The sequence below is a fragment of the Photobacterium lutimaris genome, from assembly GCF_003025555.1.
Lineage (GTDB): Bacteria > Pseudomonadota > Gammaproteobacteria > Enterobacterales > Vibrionaceae > Photobacterium > Photobacterium lutimaris.
Genome location: NZ_PYMH01000006.1, coordinates 228,279 through 245,029, shown reverse-complemented (window position 1 = coordinate 245,029; position 16,751 = coordinate 228,279). Strand labels below are relative to the sequence as shown.

General features: G+C 49.6%; 16 protein-coding genes. 6 read left to right on the top strand and 10 right to left on the bottom strand.

Annotated features, from left to right (window positions below; translation table 11 throughout):
- Window positions 1-81: 81 nt before the first annotated feature.
- The 8 genes from fabF to yceD all read right to left on the bottom strand — a co-directional run bounded on the left by fabF (window position 82) and on the right by yceD (window position 6,285).
- The gene (fabF, locus tag C9I99_RS14335) at window positions 82-1,320 is read right to left on the bottom strand and encodes a beta-ketoacyl-ACP synthase II (RefSeq protein ID WP_107349564.1); all 1,239 of its coding nucleotides are present in this window, start codon (window positions 1,318-1,320) and stop codon (window positions 82-84) included.
- A gap of 88 nt (window positions 1,321-1,408) precedes the next feature.
- Window positions 1,409-1,645 (bottom strand): acyl carrier protein, encoded by a 237-nt coding sequence (gene acpP / locus C9I99_RS14330; RefSeq protein WP_016961388.1) that lies wholly within the window; start codon window positions 1,643-1,645, stop codon window positions 1,409-1,411.
- A gap of 157 nt (window positions 1,646-1,802) precedes the next feature.
- A complete protein-coding gene (gene fabG, locus C9I99_RS14325) occupies window positions 1,803-2,537 on the bottom strand; it encodes a 3-oxoacyl-ACP reductase FabG (RefSeq protein ID WP_107349563.1) in 735 nt (244 codons plus the stop codon).
- A gap of 25 nt (window positions 2,538-2,562) precedes the next feature.
- Window positions 2,563-3,486: an ACP S-malonyltransferase gene (fabD, locus tag C9I99_RS14320; RefSeq protein ID WP_107349562.1), complete on the bottom strand. Its 924-nt coding sequence runs from the start codon at window positions 3,484-3,486 to the stop codon at window positions 2,563-2,565.
- Window positions 3,487-3,582: 96 nt separating this feature from the next.
- A complete protein-coding gene (locus tag C9I99_RS14315; RefSeq protein ID WP_107349561.1) occupies window positions 3,583-4,539 on the bottom strand; it encodes a beta-ketoacyl-ACP synthase III in 957 nt (318 codons plus the stop codon).
- Between the two features lie 5 nt (window positions 4,540-4,544).
- On the bottom strand, window positions 4,545-5,570 hold the full coding sequence (plsX, locus tag C9I99_RS14310; protein ID WP_107349560.1) for a phosphate acyltransferase PlsX: 1,026 nt from the start codon (window positions 5,568-5,570) through the stop codon (window positions 4,545-4,547).
- 9 nt (window positions 5,571-5,579) lie between these two features.
- A complete protein-coding gene (gene rpmF, locus C9I99_RS14305) occupies window positions 5,580-5,750 on the bottom strand; it encodes a 50S ribosomal protein L32 (protein ID WP_107349559.1) in 171 nt (56 codons plus the stop codon).
- Between the two features lie 19 nt (window positions 5,751-5,769).
- On the bottom strand, window positions 5,770-6,285 hold the full coding sequence (yceD, locus tag C9I99_RS14300; RefSeq protein ID WP_107349558.1) for a 23S rRNA accumulation protein YceD: 516 nt from the start codon (window positions 6,283-6,285) through the stop codon (window positions 5,770-5,772).
- A gap of 302 nt (window positions 6,286-6,587) precedes the next feature.
- On the opposite strand from yceD, the gene C9I99_RS14295 reads away from it, so the two are divergent.
- A complete protein-coding gene (locus C9I99_RS14295) occupies window positions 6,588-7,169 on the top strand; it encodes a Maf family protein (RefSeq protein ID WP_107349557.1) in 582 nt (193 codons plus the stop codon).
- 71 nt (window positions 7,170-7,240) lie between these two features.
- Here the strand turns inward: C9I99_RS14295 and rluC are convergent, their stop codons facing one another.
- Window positions 7,241-8,191 (bottom strand): 23S rRNA pseudouridine(955/2504/2580) synthase RluC, encoded by a 951-nt coding sequence (gene rluC / locus C9I99_RS14290; protein WP_107349556.1) that lies wholly within the window; start codon window positions 8,189-8,191, stop codon window positions 7,241-7,243.
- A gap of 438 nt (window positions 8,192-8,629) precedes the next feature.
- Between rluC and rne the strand changes: the two genes are divergently transcribed.
- Complete coding sequence (gene rne, locus C9I99_RS14285) at window positions 8,630-12,043, top strand: ribonuclease E (RefSeq protein WP_107349641.1); 3,414 nt, start codon at window positions 8,630-8,632, stop codon at window positions 12,041-12,043.
- Between the two features lie 279 nt (window positions 12,044-12,322).
- On the top strand, window positions 12,323-13,879 hold the full coding sequence (locus tag C9I99_RS14280; protein WP_107349555.1) for a SulP family inorganic anion transporter: 1,557 nt from the start codon (window positions 12,323-12,325) through the stop codon (window positions 13,877-13,879).
- A gap of 98 nt (window positions 13,880-13,977) precedes the next feature.
- Here the strand turns inward: C9I99_RS14280 and C9I99_RS14275 are convergent, their stop codons facing one another.
- Window positions 13,978-14,430 carry a low molecular weight protein-tyrosine-phosphatase gene (locus C9I99_RS14275; protein WP_107349554.1) on the bottom strand — a complete coding sequence of 151 codons (453 nt, stop codon included), beginning with the start codon at window positions 14,428-14,430 and terminating at the stop codon, window positions 13,978-13,980.
- Between the two features lie 216 nt (window positions 14,431-14,646).
- Between C9I99_RS14275 and C9I99_RS14270 the strand changes: the two genes are divergently transcribed.
- From C9I99_RS14270 to C9I99_RS14260, 3 genes are all read left to right on the top strand, one after another.
- Window positions 14,647-15,438: an adenosylcobinamide-GDP ribazoletransferase gene (locus C9I99_RS14270; protein WP_107349553.1), complete on the top strand. Its 792-nt coding sequence runs from the start codon at window positions 14,647-14,649 to the stop codon at window positions 15,436-15,438.
- A 15-nt stretch (window positions 15,439-15,453) separates the two neighbouring features.
- Window positions 15,454-16,059, top strand: coding sequence for a cob(I)yrinic acid a,c-diamide adenosyltransferase (gene cobO / locus C9I99_RS14265; RefSeq protein ID WP_107349552.1), 606 nt, complete (start codon window positions 15,454-15,456; stop codon window positions 16,057-16,059).
- A 173-nt stretch (window positions 16,060-16,232) separates the two neighbouring features.
- Complete coding sequence (locus C9I99_RS14260; protein WP_107349551.1) at window positions 16,233-16,667, top strand: phosphate-starvation-inducible protein PsiE; 435 nt, start codon at window positions 16,233-16,235, stop codon at window positions 16,665-16,667.
- Window positions 16,668-16,751: the final 84 nt, after the last annotated feature.

The window sequence follows — 16,751 nt, the reverse complement described above, 5'->3', positions numbered from 1 at the left end:
TCCTGCTCGATATTTTCAAAAGAAAGATAAAAAAACGGCCCGGTGCATAACACCGGGCCGCTCTATGATAACAGGTTATCGTTAGATTTTCTTGAACAGCAATGAGCCGTTTGTACCACCGAAACCGAACGAGTTACACAGTGCGTACTCAAGATTCGCCTGACGCGCTTCACCTGGAACATAGTCCAGATCACAGCCTTCATCAGGGTTTTCAAGGTTGATTGTTGGCGGAACAACCTGATCAACGAGCGTCATTGCCGTGATGATTGCTTCAACAGAGCCAGCAGCACCCAGTAGGTGACCCGTCATAGACTTCGTCGAAGACACCATGACTTTCTCAGCAGCGGCACCCATCGCGCGCTTGATACCAAGGGTTTCAGCAACGTCACCCGCAGGTGTTGAGGTACCGTGGGCATTAATGTAGCCAATCTTATCAGCATTGATCCCCGCATCACGGATACATGCTTCCATTGCCAACGCACCACCAGATCCGTCAGCACTTGGTGATGTCATGTGGTAAGCATCGCCACTCATGCCAAAACCAACAAGCTCAGCATAGATTTTCGCACCACGTGCTTTTGCGTGCTCGTATTCTTCAAGCATCATCATACCGGCGCCATCGCCAAGTACGAAACCGTCACGGTCTTTGTCCCATGGGCGAGATGCACCCTGTGGATCATCGTTACGGGTAGAAAGTGCTTTGGCAGCCGCAAAGCCGCCCATACCTAGCGGTGTCGATGCTTTCTCTGCACCACCTGCTAGCATCGCATCGGCATCACCGTATGCGATCATACGTGCAGCATGACCAATGTTATGAAGGCCAGTTGTACACGCGGTAGAGATTGCGATGTTTGGACCACGTAGACCGTGCATGATCGACAGGTGGCCAGCAATCATATTTACAATTGTGGATGGAACAAAGAATGGGCTGATTTTACGCGGGCCCTTTTCCATCAAAGATTGATGGTTAGCTTCAATCAAGCCAAGACCACCAATACCAGAACCGATAGCAACACCCACTCGGGCTGCATTTTCTTCAGTTACTTCAATGCCAGAGTCTTTTAATGCTTGCACGCCTGCTGCAATGCCGTATTGGATGAACAAATCCATTTTACGGGCATCTTTCTTCGTCATGTATTCTTCACAGTTGAAGTCTTTGACCATACCAGCAAAACGAGTAGCGAATGCACTAGCATCAAAATGTTCAATAGTGCTGATACCGCTAGTACCGGCTAGAAGTGCTTTCCAAGATGATTCAACAGAATTACCTACCGGTGATAGCATACCCATGCCAGTAACAACTACGCGACGCTTAGACACGATTTATTTCTCCGGGAATTGAGGATAAAACAGATTTCATAAGAAAAAGTCAGGCGGTCATGGTGACCGCCTGGGGGGAGTTCTTTAATTACTCAGAAGCGCCAACAACGTAGTCGATTGCAGCTTGTACTGTAGTAATTTTTTCAGCTTCTTCGTCTGGAATCTCAGTGTCGAATTCTTCTTCAAGAGCCATTACTAGTTCAACTGTATCTAGAGAGTCAGCGCCTAGATCGTCAACGAAAGATGCTTCGTTCTTAACTTCAGCTTCGTCCACACCAAGTTGCTCAATGATGATTTTTTTTACGCGTTCTTCGATGTTGCTCATTAATCTATTTCCTTAAAACAAGAATTCGCTAATGCGATTTGCTGTAGTTTATTCAATACTGCAAAAGTTGCAATACTCAAGATGCTGGTCAAACCACGATTTTCAGTGAAAACTAGTTGAGTTTGACTTGCATCATCAAGTTATGCAACTTTTTTGATTAAATCATGTACATGCCGCCATTGACGTGCAATGTTTCACCGGTTACGTAACCAGCATCGTCAGAGGCTAGGAAAGCCACAGCAGCGGCAATTTCACGTGGATCGCCAAGACGGCCAGCTGGCACACCAGACAGTGTCGCGGCGCGCTGATCGTCTGTCAGCGCCTTGGTCATGTCCGTTTCAATGAACCCCGGAGCCACAGCGTTCACTGTGATACCACGGGAAGCCACTTCACGTGCCATCGACTTGGTAAAGCCAATCAGGCCCGCTTTAGCGGCTGCATAGTTAGTCTGGCCGGCGTTACCCATGGTACCCACAACCGAGCCGATGCTGATAATACGGCCATGACGTTTTTTCATCATCGCGCGCAATACCGCTTTCGACAGACGGAAGATAGACGTCAGGTTAGTGTCCATGATGTCCTGCCATTCGTCATCTTTCATACGCATTAACAAGTTATCACGGGTAATACCTGCGTTGTTGACCAAAATATCAACATCACCGAACTCTTCTTTGATCTGCTTAAGCACAGCTTCGATCGATTCCGGCGACGTGACATTCAGCGCCAGGCCTTTACCATTGTCACCCAGATAAGCGCTGATCGCTTCTGCGCCGCTCTCAGAGGTTGCAGTACCAATAACTTTTGCACCACGTTCAACCAGAATCTCGGCGATAGCACGGCCGATACCACGGCTTGCACCAGTTACCAGCGCAATTTTTCCTTCCAGGCTCATTGTTAATCCTCTTTGATGAAATGGGTTACTTGGCAGCGTCAAGGCTAGCGATATCGTTTACCGCTGCGCTGCTCACTGAACGATTAATTCGTTTTGTTAGGCCAGTCAATACTTTACCAGGGCCAAACTCAAGCAGAGATTCGATACCTTCAGCGGCCATACGCTCAACAGACTCAGTCCAGCGTACAGGGCTGTGCAACTGCTTAACCAGCGCATTCTTGATCGCGCCAGGATCCGTCTCAGTCGCCACATCAGCATTGTTGATAACAGGCAGTGCCGGCGCTGAGAAAGTAATGTTCTCCAGCGCTTCTGCCAGTTTATCAGCAGCAGGCTGCATCAGTGCACAGTGTGAAGGCACAGACACAGGCAATGGCATTGCACGCTTGGCGCCCGCTTCTTTACAAAGCACATTCGCACGCTCAACCGCTTCTTTGTTACCAGCGATAACAACTTGGCCTGGTGAGTTGAAGTTGACCGGTGAGCACACCTGATCTTGCGCGGCTTCAGCACATGCTTTGGCAATCGCGTCGTTGTCCAAACCGATAATGGCAGACATTGCGCCAACACCTGCTGGTACCGCTGCTTGCATCAGCTGACCACGCAGTTCAACCAGTTTAACCGCGTCTTTGAAATCGATAACACCGGCACATACTAGTGCGGAGTACTCACCTAGGCTGTGGCCTGCCACAACTTCAGGCTGAGCACCGCCAACTTCCTGCCAAACACGCCAGATAGCGACTGATGATGTCAAAAGCGCAGGCTGAGTGCGGTGCGTTTGGTTCAGGTCTTCAGCTGGGCCGTTTTGTACCAATGCCCACAGGTCATACCCTAATACTTCAGATGCCTCAGCAAAAGTTTGCTTAACCACATCGTACTGCTCAGCCAATTCAGCCAGCATACCTACGGTTTGAGAGCCTTGGCCCGGAAATACAATCGCGAACTTAGACATTCGAGAATCCTTATTCTATGTAACTGAACACTCAGTTTTGCTAAATCGGATGAGATGGTCCCGCCACCCCACCCAAACTAAATATAAAGAAGGTGCTTAGAACTTCACCAGCGCCGAACCCCAGGTGAAACCACCACCGAAGGCTTCGAGCAGCAATGTCTGACCACGCTGAATACGGCCATCACGCACTGCTTCGTCCAGCGCCGTTGGCACGGTTGCCGCCGAGGTATTACCGTGGCGGTCAAGGGTGACAACAACCTGATCCATCGACATCGACAGCTTCTTCGCTGTCGCTTTGATAATACGCAGGTTAGCTTGGTGCGGCACGAGCCAATCCAATTCGGACTTATCCATGTTGTTGGCAGCCAGGGTGTTTTTAACCAAGTTAGACAGTTGCGTTACCGCTACCTTGAACACTTCGTTACCTGCCATGTACAGCCATTTGTCATCGCTGAAGTCTTGACCATGCTCAGGCACACCCAGACTTAAAAGCCCACCGAAATGACCGTCCGCGTGAAGGTGGGTCGAGATAATACCCGGCTCTTCGCTAGCACCGATAACAACAGCACCAGCAGCATCACCAAACAAGATGATCGTCGAACGATCGTTGGGATCACAGCGGTGCGATAGCGCATCAGCACCAATCACCAGGACATTTTTTGCCATGCCGGTTTTGATATGTTGATCGGCAACACTCAACGCATAGACGAAACCAGAGCAAGCTGCAGCAATATCAAAAGCCGGGCAGCCTTTGATATCCAGCATGCCCTGAACCTGACAAGCCGCCGATGGGAACGCGTGGCTCGCACTGGTCGTCGCGACAATAATCAGGTCGATATCATCTTTATCAATGCCTGCCATCTCAATAGCATTCAATGAAGCCTGATACCCCATTACCGCGACAGTTTCGTCTTCGGCGGCAATGCGACGCTCTCGAATACCGGTACGAGCGACAATCCACTCATCGTTGGTTTCAACCAGTTGTTCTAAGTCGGCATTAGAACGTACTTGCTCCGGCAGATAGCTGCCAGTACCTAAAATTTTGCTATACATGAAGACTAATAATGCCTCTCGAGTAAGACTTCTTCCAAACGGTCACTGATTTTTGTCGGTATTTGCCGTTTGACCTCGTGTACCGCTTCACCAATCGCATTAGTAAAGGCGGTTGTATCAGCACTTCCGTGGCTTTTCACCACAATACCGCGCAATCCTAACAGACTCGCGCCGTTATACTGGTCGGGGTTCAACTGTTTCAGGCTGTTAAATAGGTCACTAAACAGCCATCTAGCAATCAATCGCTTCAGTGGATTGCCGTAAATAGCACCTTTAATCGCACCAATAAACAGATTGGCTACCCCTTCACTGGTTTTAAGGCTCACATTGCCTACAAAGCCATCACAGACAATGACATCCGCCTTACCACTGTAAAGTTGATCACCTTCGATATAACCGATGTAGTTGATATCCGGTGACTCAGCTAGCATTTCAGCACAGCGCTTAACGAGATCGTTACCTTTGATCTCCTCTTCACCGATATTGAGCAAGGCAACCCGTGGTGGCGTTACATGGCCCTGTTCAGCCAATACCGCTCCCATCACGGCAAACTGGAACAGGGTATCGGCATCGCATGATACATTAGCCCCTAAGTCTAGCAGCCAGGTTTTGGTCTCGTTCTGAGTTGGAATAGCAGAAACCAGTGCGGGACGATCCACGCCGGGTAATTGCTTGAGGATATAACGAGACAAAGCCATTAAGGCTCCGGTATTACCGGCGCTAACACAAGCATCGGCTGTACCTTCGGAAACGGCTTCCAGTGCTGCACGCATGGATGATCCCTGACTCCGGCGTAAAGCCTGAGAAGGACGGGTATCGTTTGCGATGACGTGCTCGCAATGGACAATGCGAAGACGAGAGTGATTCGTTTGATTCAGGAGGGATAGTTGGGTAGTGATCGCACTTTGATCACCAAATAATATGACTTTGAGCTCAGGGAATTGCAACAGTGCCTGCACGGAGGCAGGCACTGTTACTTGAGGACCGAAATCCCCACCCATTGCATCAAGTGCAACGGTTAGACCACTCAAGGCTCAACCTTACTTGTTGATAACCTTACGGCCACGGTAGAAACCGTCAGCTGTCATGTGGTGACGTAGGTGAGTTTCACCACTTGCAGAATCTACAGATACAGCTGCAGTTGTTAGTGCATCGTGTGAACGACGCATGCCACGTGCTGCACGTGATTTTTTGCTCTTTTGTACGGCCATTAACCCTACTCCTGTTAAATTACTTACTTAGATTTTTCAATACTGCAAACGGATTCGGACGCTCATCAGCAACGGGGATCTCACCAAAAGTCATGTTTCCGCTGGCTTTACAGTCAGCTTCCTCATGCATAGCGACTTGAGGTAACTCCAGAATCAATTCGTCTTCGACGATTTGAACCAGATTGATCTCACCGTTTTCGTCGACATCAGCCGGCTCATAAGCTTCCGGTAAATCGTCAGCTGCCTCTGGTTTGAGGAGCGGACTGTAACAGAACTCAACACGATATTCGTGTTTGAATCCTTCCTGACATCTCTGACAAGTCAGCATCACTTCAACATCTGCGCTACCGCGCATAAATGCGATTCGACGCTGGTCCAAGTCAAATGACAAGGTGACGTTTGCATCACGTGTTACGCTCTGCGTTGACTCGCTCAAACGCTCAAGTAGTTCGGCTTTGATGATGCCATCATAGTCGAGTTTTTTTTGAGCAGCGCGAACCGGGTCAACCGTAAGCGGCAATTTTACCTTTTGCATAGGGCGCGAATATTAGCCTTGTAATCAGTTTGAGTCAAAGGAAATGTGCGTGAATTAACAGCATTTAGCCAATTCGTATACTCAGTGTCAGATACAAGCACTGCAGCACTGCCACTTCCACCATTTTGTCTGTTATCTGCCTATCCACCAATAACTTGTACGGCAGTTAATATCAGCTCAAATAACACACAAAAACTGGCGAAAACCCAACCGATAGACCTGCTTCACCTACCATTATAACGTAGCCATCGCAAAGCAAGGTGCGTAGACTACCACAACCTAGCATTAACCCGGTAATAGTCATGCGCCAACCTTTACTCTTGGCTTCAACCTCCCCTTTTCGTCAATCGCTATTGCAAAAACTCGGCCTTCCTTTTACGACAGCCAAACCCGATACCGATGAAACACCGCTCCCCGGCGAACAAGCACAGCAGCTCGTCACCCGCTTAGCCCAGTCCAAAGCCATGGCATGTGCCGGTGAGCACAGCGAGCACCTCATTGTCGGCTCCGATCAGGTCTGTGTAATTGATGGCGCTATCATCGGCAAACCCCATACTGTTGAGAATGCCTGTCGCCAACTAAAGGCAGCCAGTGGTAAAACCATCACCTTTTATACCGGCCTGTGTCTACACAACGCCAAAACCGGCGAGAGCGAGGTGATTTGCGAACCCTTCCATGTCCACTTCCGCCAGCTCACTGATACTGAGATCCGCCATTATGTTGAACGCGAGCAGCCGCTCAACTGCGCTGGCAGTTTCATGTGTGAAGGACTAGGTATCGCCCTGTTTGAGCGTCTCGAAGGTCGCGATCCTAATACCCTTGTCGGCTTGCCACTGATTGCGCTGCGAGAGATGCTCGCCAAGCAAGGCATCAGCGTATTGTAAACGCAAAAAAACGGCAGGAAGTCCTGCCGTTTGTCTGTACCGAATAGACGCTATAAAAAGCCGCTGCTTTATTACAGTGGTTTACGCCTCAGCTTCTCGACTGCCTGCTGCAACTTGTGCTCCATCGGCGCACTGATATCCATCAACTCTTCGCTTTGCGGGTGGGTAAACTTGATGTTCGCCGCGTGCAGGAACAACCGGTTCAAACCTACCTTTTTGGTAAACGCATCAAAGCGCGGATCGCCATAGCGGTCATCCCATGCAATCGGGTGGCCGGTATATTGGCAGTGCACACGAATTTGGTGGGTACGGCCCGTTACCGGACTGGCCTGCACCAATGTCGCCTGGTCGAGGCGCTCAAGTACCTTGAAACGGGTATCACACGGCTTACCATTAGGGTTGACCCGTACGATACTGTTCACCTCATTCTTCAGAAGCGGGGCGGTCACTTTCTTGCAGCTCGCCTTCCACTCCCCCATCACCAAGGCAAAGTAGTACTTCTGCACCGTCTTATTGCGGAACTGCTCCTGTAGCTTGCGCAGCGCAGAACGTTTTTTTGCCACAAGCAGAATGCCTGACGTATCGCGGTCGATGCGGTGTACCAGTTCGAGGAAGCGAGCATCGGGGCGCAATGCACGCAACGCTTCGATTGCACCGAACTTCAGGCCACTGCCGCCGTGTACTGCCGTACCGGATGGCTTGTTGAGGATCAGCATGTGGTCATCTTCATAGATAATGCACGCTTCAAGCTCTGCCACTTTATCCAACTTGGTGCTGATCGGTGCTTGGTCTTCTTTTTCCGGTATCTTTACCGGAGGAACCCGAACCAGGTCACCGTCCTGCAATTTGTATTCTGGTTTTATACGTTTTTTGTTCACTCGCACTTCGCCTTTACGCAAAATGCGGTAAATCATACTTTTTGGTACATTTTTTAGCCGTGCACGGAGAAAGTTATCGATCCGCTGGCCTGCAAAGTCATCAGATATTTCGATGAAGTGCACTTTTGGTTTATCATCTTTCATGGGTTTCATTCTAACATGCATGCAAAGCAGATTGCCGCAAAAAAGTCACCCTGCTATCATTGGCGTGCACAGGTAGGAAAATTTGCCTACTTTGCCGACAGGGTGAACAGAATAACACCCGATTGATGACTATATATACCGCTCTGATGAAAAACGCAGCATGTGGCGTAAGACGTTTCATTCTTCGGAGTGTTTTTTTAGTGTCCTTTAGCAACGAAAAAATTACTGGTGTGACAGATACCGCCGTAACCATCGGTGAACCAGCTGTGCATTTTCAGATCTAAACATCTTGGTACAGTTGGATGATACGTGTTGCCACATAGCACCCCTGAATTCCAGCCGTGAGGTTGCATTTAAGATCAGACTTGGGGTCCGGCACCACCAGTAAAGACACGTAACTAAGTGCACTAGCACATGAAAAAAAACGAGTACAATATAATGAAAAGAATGTTGATTAACGCAACTCAGAAGGAAGAGTTGCGCGTCGCATTAGTTGACGGGCAGAAGCTGTTCGATCTTGATATCGAAAGTCCTGGCCACGAATCTAAAAAAGCAAATATCTACAAAGGACGCATCACACGCATCGAACCAAGTCTGGAAGCAGCGTTCGTTGACTATGGTGCTGAACGCCACGGTTTCCTCCCTCTTAAAGAAATCGCCCGTGACTATTTCCCTTCTGACTACTCTTACCAAGGCCGACCTAATATTAAGGAAGTGCTGAAAGAAGGTCAGGAAGTCATAGTTCAGGTTGATAAAGAAGAGCGAGGCAACAAAGGCGCCGCCCTTACGACTTTCATCTCTCTAGCAGGTAGCTACCTGGTACTGATGCCGAACAACCCACGAGCTGGCGGTATTTCCCGTCGTATCGAGGGTGAAGAACGTACACAGCTAAAAGCGGCACTTAGCACGCTGGAATTGCCTCAGGGCATGGGCCTAATTGTACGTACTGCCGGTGTTGGTAAATCAGCTGAAGATCTGGAATACGATCTTAACTACCTACTTAGCCACTGGGAGCGTGTAAAAGACGCTGCTGACTCGGCTGCTGCGCCTTTCCTTATCCACCAGGAAAGTAACGTCATCGCCCGAGCTATTCGTGACTACCTTCGCCGTGACATCGGTGAAATCGTTATCGACAGCAAAAAAATCTTTGACCGTGCCCGCGATCATATCCAACAGGTTCGTCCAGACTTCCTGTCACGGGTAAAACTCTACGAAAACAGTGAAACACCGCTGTTCAACCATTACCAGATCGAAAACCAGATTGAGTCAGCATTCCAGCGCGAAGTTCGTCTGCCTTCTGGTGGTTCTATTGTTATCGACCCGACTGAAGCACTGACGTCTATTGATATCAACTCTGCCCGTGCAACCAAGGGTGGTGATATCGAAGAAACAGCACTACAGACCAACCTTGAAGCCGCTGACGAAATCGCACGCCAGCTTCGCCTGCGTGACCTTGGCGGTCTCGTGGTTATCGATTTCATCGATATGACACCCGTTCGCCACCAGCGTGAAGTTGAAAACCGACTACGCGAAGCCGTCCGCATGGACCGTGCACGCGTTCAAATCGGTCGAATTTCTCGCTTTGGTCTATTGGAAATGTCGCGCCAGCGTCTAAGCCCATCACTAGCTGAAGCCAGCCACCATGTGTGTCCTCGCTGTACGGGTACAGGTGTCATTCGTGATAGCGAATCACTGTCACTTTCAATCCTTCGTCTTATTGAAGAAGAAGCGCTGAAAGACAACACCTCTCAGGTGTTGGCAATCGTGCCGGTGGCGATTGCCTCTTACTTGCTCAACGAGAAACGTCGTTCTGTACAGTACATTGAGAAATCTCACAATGTACGTGCGATCATCGTACCAAACGCCAGCATGGAAACACCGCATTTCGAAGTGGTCCGTGTCCGTTCTGGCGATGAGCATGATGCGCTGTCCTATAACCTACCAAGCGCACTGGAAGCATTGCGTGAGGCGGAAGCGTCTGAGTCTTCTGCACCGCAAGAGCGTGCAACGAAGAAACGTGAAGAACCTGTTCTGCAAGGCTTCAGCGCACCGACGCAAGCGCCTGCGACATCGAAAGCCAAGCCTCAGCCGGCTAAGAAAGCGGCGGCACCAGCTAAAGCTGTTGAAGAAAAACCAGGTTTCATCAGCCGTATCTTCTCTGCGATTGCAAGCTTCTTCTCAGGTCCTGAGCAGGAAGAGCAACCTAAAGAGAAGAAAGAAGCTAACAAGCGTAACCATCGTGACCGCAAGGACAACCGCCGTAACCAAGACAACCGTCGAGGTGAACGTCAGGAAGGCCGTCGTGGTGATCGCCAGCAAGATAACCGTCGTGGTGGCAAAGATAATCGCCGTGGTCGTCAGGATCGTCAAGAGACTGACAGCAACAAGCAGCAGCAGGTTGCTGAACAGCGTGAACAGCGCCAAGCTCGTCGTCGCAATGAAAAAGCAAAAGACAAGCCGGAGCAAAACGCTGAGAAGCCAACCCAGCAGCAACGTAAAGACAAAGATCAGAAACGTCAGCGTCGTGACCGTGATGATGCCCAGGCTCAAAAGCCTCGTCACGAGCACGATCAGGAACCAAAAGTCAAAGCAGAGAAGCCGGTTGTTGAAGAGCAGCGTCAGGATCAGGAAAAAACGGCTAAGGTGAAACAGCGTCGCCAGCGTCGTGACATGCGTAAGAAAGTGCGCATTACTGATAATGTTGAAGTGAAAGCCGTTGAGACAATGACTCAACCAGCAGAAACTGAAGCACCAGTTGCAAAGTCTGAGCTACAAGAGCTTGGTACTGCCATGGCTCATGAAGCAAAGGCCGTTACTGAGAATGGTAATGAGAAAAACGGTGAGCAAGAAGGCCAACGCCGTAACCGTCGCTCTCCACGCCACCTTCGTGCAAGCGGTCAGCGCCGCCGTCGTATCCGTGACACTCGCCCAGAGAAAGGTGAAGACATGGATAAAATGGTAACAGACGCTGTCGGTCATGCCGTTGTAGAAGCAACAGATACACTTAACGATATCGAAAATGTTGTTTCTATCGTCGAGAAGCCTAAAGCCATTGTCCGCCTAAAAAGCGGTGTCGCATCGCCTGAAATGGCAATGGGTAAAGTATGGCCTTCTGCAAGCAAGCCAGCCGTTGCCTCACTTGACGCGCCATCAGCAGACGTTGTTGAAGCAACTGAAACTGAAGCACCAGCTGTTGTTGCTGAGCAAACAACCGCTGAAACCGCTCCAGTATTGGGTGGTGTTGCAATGCCAGAGCTAGCAATGGGCAAAGCCTTCCCGCTACGCGCTGATGTTGCAGAGGAAACAACTGAGCAAGCGCCTGTTGTTGAAACGCCAGTTGTTGAAACGCCAGTTGTTGAAGCGCCAGTTGTTGAAACAGTTGCTGAAGTTGAAGAGACAGTTGTTGAAACGCCTGTTGCTGCTGAGACACAATCTGCAGAATCAGACGTAGCCGCGGCGATTGCTGCTGCTCAAGCTGCAATGCTGGGTATGCAGACTCAACAACCAGCTGAAGTTGAAGCGACTGAAGCAGCACCCGCTGTTGAGGTTACTAAGCCTGAAGCACCAGTGGAAGAGACTGAAACCAAAGCGCCAGAAGCTGTTATAACTCGCGCGGAAACAGTTGTTTCTAACGTTGAAGCTACAGCTCAGGTTTGTGCAACGTCTCCGAAAGGACTGCATGCAACAGCTGCGATGGCTAAAGCGCCAGCTCCAGCAGAAGCCGCTGAGCCGACTGTGGTTGCTATTGCACCACTTCGCGACGCACGCTTTGCTGCTCGCCAGGCCGGTAGCCAGACGGCAACCAACCACGCGACAGCAGGGGCAAAATCAACGATGCCAACCGCTGAGTAAGTTAACGCTTGCAATCTAACAAAAAAGCCATGCATAATTGCATGGCTTTTTTTTTGCCTTCCATTCAGCCCTTGAGGCTGCATTCCTTTGCAACTGCTTCTATTTTTCACTAATAACATCACTGACATCAAACTTTCTTACACTAAGTAACAAGCGCGATGAATAATCCAGCTTGAAAGTTGAACTGAATCACAGATTTCTGTAGGATCCGCGACTTTGTAGCGCCTTAGTCGCCTAGCGGCTCCAATCAACCACCATAGTCAGAACAAACCTATAAGCATGTTTGAATTCCCACAATTTTCGAGACAATCCGTCAAGAATGACGTTCTTTCGGGGCTAACTGTTGCCCTTGCCCTAATACCTGAAGCGGTTGCCTTTGCCTTCGTAGCAGGTGTTGACCCAATGGTTGGCTTGTACGCAGCCTTCATCGTCGGTTTGGTCACTGCCGTGCTTGGAGGGCGTCCGGGAATGATTTCTGGTGCTACCGGCGCAATGGCTGTTGTTATGGTCAGCCTAGTTGCCGAACACGGTATCCAATACCTATTTGCCGCTGTCATGCTTGCCGGTGTCTTGCAGATCCTTGCCGGTGTATTCAAGCTCGGTAAGTTTATTCGCATGGTACCGCACCCGGTAATGATTGGTTTTGTTAACGGCTTAGCTATCGTTATCTTCCTGGCGCAACTAGGCCAGTTCAAGGTGCCAGATGCTTCGGGCGCGCTACAGTGGATGCAAGGTACTCAGCTCTACATCATGCTGGGTCTTGTTGCCCTAACCATGTTCATTATCCACTTCCTGCCGAAGCTGACCAAAGCGGTACCATCTTCGCTAGTAGCGATTATCACGGTAACAGTACTGGTGCACGGTCTTGGCCTCGATACCCGTACCGTCATTGATTTCGTTCGCACCATGAGCGGTGATGTCAACGCGACGCTAGCAGGCTCGCTACCAACGTTCGCGATTCCTGAAGTGGGTTTCAACATGGAGACCCTGCGTATCATCCTGCCATACTCTTTGATTCTGGCAGCGGTTGGCCTGATTGAATCGCTACTGACGCTGACTGTTATTGATGAAATGACGGGTACCCGTGGTCAAGGTAACCGCGAATGTGTGGGCCAAGGTGTGGCAAACGTCACCTGTTCGGTATTCGGCGCTATGGGTGGCTGTGCGATGATCGGCCAATCAATGATTAACATCAATTCCGGTGGCCGTGGGCGCCTATCAGGCATCACCGGTGCTGTCGGCCTGCTGCTGTTCATCCTGTTCGGCTCGTCACTGATTGAAGTCATCCCGCTAGCAGCACTGGTTGGTGTGATGTTCATGGTCGTGATCGGCACGTTCGAGTGGGCAAGCTTCAAAATGGCGCGCAAAGTACCAAAACACGATTTCTTTGCCATCATTCTGGTTACCGGTGTCACGGTTGCATTCGACCTTGCCCTGGCGGTTATCGTCGGCGTGATTTACTCTGCGCTAGTCTTTGCCTGGAAACATGCCAAGCATATCTATGCCTCCAGTTACCTCGATGACAACGGCTCAAAAGTCTACGCGCTTGACGGTCCGCTATTCTTCGGCTCGGTGGCAAACTTCCTGGAACTGTTTGACGCTAAGAACGATCCTGCTGATGTGATCATTGATTTTGCCAAGTCACGCGTCGCTGACCACTCTGCGATCGAAGCCATTGATACCATCGCTGAACGTTACGCGACCCAAGGCAAGACCCTGCATATCCGTCACTTGAGCCCTGAGTGCCGCTCTCTGCTTAAGAAAGCGGGTAACTTGGTTGAGGTTAACATGATGGAAGACCCGACCTACAAAGTCGCAACCGATACCCTGGGTTAATCTGCTGTATTAACCACGTGCTCAATTAGCATAAGACATAAAACGCCCGCATCTATTTAAATAGATACGGGCGTTTTTTATAGAGGCAGTCACGGCATTTATAGCCTATCCAGTAATCCCTCAGAGGCATCCTCGACTAAATCAAGTACATAATCGAAGCCACGCTGGCCACCATAGTAAGGATCAGGGATTTCCACGACATCTGGCCGACCATATTCCAGAAACAGTGCCAGCTTACGATGCAAATGAGCCGGACAAGCACGCTTCAAGTCACGCAGGTTATCGTTATCAGCTGCCAATATGAGATCAAAGGCCTCGAAATCCCCTTCGGTGATTTGTCTAGCACGGATCCCATCGAAGCAATACCCGCGAGCCTCGCCAGCGGCTCTGGCGCGGTGATCCGGCTGTTCACCTTGATGAAAACCTATGGTTCCAGCCGAATCCACCTCAATATCAAGTTTACGCTCGACCACTTTAGCGCGCAGAACAGCCTCAGCCGTTGGCGAACGGCAGATATTGCCCATGCATACCACTAAAATCCGTTGTGTCATTATCACTCCTTAATCAGCTTGTATTGCTGAATTTGCTCGTAGCATATCATTTCATGAACATGTTCCTGCACACCTTTTGCGAATCGTAATCCCGCCCGCTGCGTGACAATTCAAAGCTCGGCTATCAACCAACGAAGATTCAAGCAATCACTGGTATATCTTCACAAGTTGAAGTAACGTAAATCTTTTCAGACTCTTACTGCAAGGTCGCTCACCATGACATTCCATTCTCAGGCGATTAAACAGCAGGTGCAGATATGCCTAATCGCACTCGCCTTCTTTACCCGTATTCCCATCCCTGCCGATACACCTTATTCTCCAGAGCTATTAAACAAAGCTAACCGCTATTTTGCCTTGATCGGGTTAGTTGTCGGTCTAGTAAGCGCCGCGAGTTTTTGGCTATCACAGCTCGTATTGCCGGTTTCTGTCGCTGTGATCATCGCTATGGCATCAAGCCTGCTGCTGACAGGTGCTTTCCATGAAGACGGTTTGGCCGATGTGTTTGATGGTTTTGGCGGCGGCTGGCAACCCGAGCAAAAACTCGAGATCATGAAGGACTCCCGGTTAGGTACCTATGGGGCCGCAGCACTATTTGTTGTACTTGCTATCAAATGGTCAAGCCTTAGCGCCTTGGCTGAGATCTCGCCGTCGTTGGCCGCGATGGCACTTTTTTGCCTCCATGGCTTGAGCCGTGCTGCCGCAGCAAGCCTCATCTTCAGCTACCCCTACGTTCGCCTTGATGAGGACAGCAAAGTCAAACCACTGGCCAACCAGCAAAGCCAACAGGATTTGTGGGTTTTAATTATTACCAGTTTGTTTATATTACTGTTATTACCACTGCCAATGGCACTATTGCTCACCATCGCCCTGCTACTGGTTCGCTATGCCTGCGGGCGCTGGTTTACCCATCAATTGGGGGGCTATACTGGAGATTGCCTTGGCGCATGCCAGCAACTTGCCGAGGTGGTTGGGTATCTCATTATTTTGGCAATGGTAGCCCCACAATAATAAATAAGGATCATCATGGTAGATCAAACCCAGAAAGACAGCCGCTACAAAGCACGCCAGCAAAAAGTCAAAGATGAAATTGATGCGCGTGTTGCATCGGCGCAAGAAGAAAAAGGGCTATTCCTGCTCATTACCGGCAATGGCAAGGGGAAATCCACCTCAGGGTTCGGCACTATTGCACGTGCTGTCGGCCACGGTCAACAATGCGGTGTCGGCCAGTTCATCAAAGGTACATGGGATTGCGGCGAGCGTGCGCTCCTTGAGCAGCACAATGTCGATTTTGCAGTAATGGCCACCGGTTTCACATGGGAAACCCAAAATAAAGCAGCGGATACCGCAGCAGCCCAAGCTACGTGGGCGGAATGTAAAAAAATGTTGGGAAGTGATCGCTATGATGTCGTCCTTCTAGATGAACTCACCTATATGGTGACCTATGGCTATGTCGAACTTGAAGAGGTGGTTGAGGCTATCACTAACCGGCCAAAAAACCAGTCTGTTATCGTTACCGGCCGAGGAGCACACCGGGAACTTATTGAAATAGCTGATACTGTTTCCGAAGTGCGCAATGTTAAGCATGCTTTTGAAAGTGGTGTAAAAGCCCGTAAAGGTGTTGACTGGTAAGCCGCAGAGAAGCAATCATCTATCCAAGTAGCCGCTCGAATAACGGCTGTGGCTACTCTCCGGTCTCGATCTTTGTCACATTTTTTACTTGACCCTTGGTGAGAATAAGCCAATATTTGGCTCATAACAGGTCTTTAATTCAAGACCAATTACAAGTCTTACAAGGGACACTAATGCCTTCACATTTACCAAAAAAATTCAGTGAGATATTCTTAAAGCTCTTCCATATTCTCGAAGCTATCTTGCTGGTCGGTATTACCTTGGCAACCTTGGTTGCCATGATCAATGAGTTCATTGTCATCTATACCAACCGTCAAATCGCACTGACTGATATTTTACTGATGTTTATTTACCTCGAAGTGCTGGCCATGGTTCAGCAGTTTGTCACCAATGGTAAAATACCGGTTCGCTACCCTATCTACATTGCGATTATGGCCATTGCCCGCTACATCACGCTAGGAATGAAAGAACTCGACGGCGCCTATATTGTCTGGCTGTCAGTCGCAGCCTTTATCCTGGCAGCAGCCACGCTCATTATCCGTGCCGGTCACCACTACTGGCCATATGAAGATGCAGAAGAGCCTGGCTATCGCAATTCACACGACTAAGTGGCCTTACGTTAGCATGTAAAAAGGGAGTGATGATTCACTCCCTTTTTAATATGGAATTATTCTTGATGCGATTGCGGCTTC

Bases quoted from the DNA above. Each gene is read 5' to 3' on its own strand.
- acpP (WP_016961388.1), bottom strand. From the start codon at position 1,645: ATGAGCAACATCGAAGAACGCGTAAAAAAAATCATCATTGAGCAACTT.
- fabG (WP_107349563.1), bottom strand. From the start codon at position 2,537: ATGAGCCTGGAAGGAAAAATTGCGCTGGTAACTGGTGCAAGCCGTGGT.
- fabD (WP_107349562.1), bottom strand. From the start codon at position 3,486: ATGTCTAAGTTCGCGATTGTATTTCCGGGCCAAGGCTCTCAAACCGTA.
- C9I99_RS14315 (WP_107349561.1), bottom strand. From the start codon at position 4,539: ATGTATAGCAAAATTTTAGGTACTGGCAGCTATCTGCCGGAGCAAGTA.
- rpmF (WP_107349559.1), bottom strand. From the start codon at position 5,750: ATGGCCGTACAAAAGAGCAAAAAATCACGTGCAGCACGTGGCATGCGT.
- yceD (WP_107349558.1), bottom strand. From the start codon at position 6,285: ATGCAAAAGGTAAAATTGCCGCTTACGGTTGACCCGGTTCGCGCTGCT.
- C9I99_RS14295 (WP_107349557.1), top strand. From the start codon at position 6,588: ATGCGCCAACCTTTACTCTTGGCTTCAACCTCCCCTTTTCGTCAATCG.
- rluC (WP_107349556.1), bottom strand. From the start codon at position 8,191: ATGAAAGATGATAAACCAAAAGTGCACTTCATCGAAATATCTGATGAC.
- rne (WP_107349641.1), top strand. From the start codon at position 8,630: ATGAAAAGAATGTTGATTAACGCAACTCAGAAGGAAGAGTTGCGCGTC.
- C9I99_RS14280 (WP_107349555.1), top strand. From the start codon at position 12,323: ATGTTTGAATTCCCACAATTTTCGAGACAATCCGTCAAGAATGACGTT.
- C9I99_RS14275 (WP_107349554.1), bottom strand. From the start codon at position 14,430: ATGACACAACGGATTTTAGTGGTATGCATGGGCAATATCTGCCGTTCG.
- C9I99_RS14270 (WP_107349553.1), top strand. From the start codon at position 14,647: ATGACATTCCATTCTCAGGCGATTAAACAGCAGGTGCAGATATGCCTA.
- cobO (WP_107349552.1), top strand. From the start codon at position 15,454: ATGGTAGATCAAACCCAGAAAGACAGCCGCTACAAAGCACGCCAGCAA.
- C9I99_RS14260 (WP_107349551.1), top strand. From the start codon at position 16,233: ATGCCTTCACATTTACCAAAAAAATTCAGTGAGATATTCTTAAAGCTC.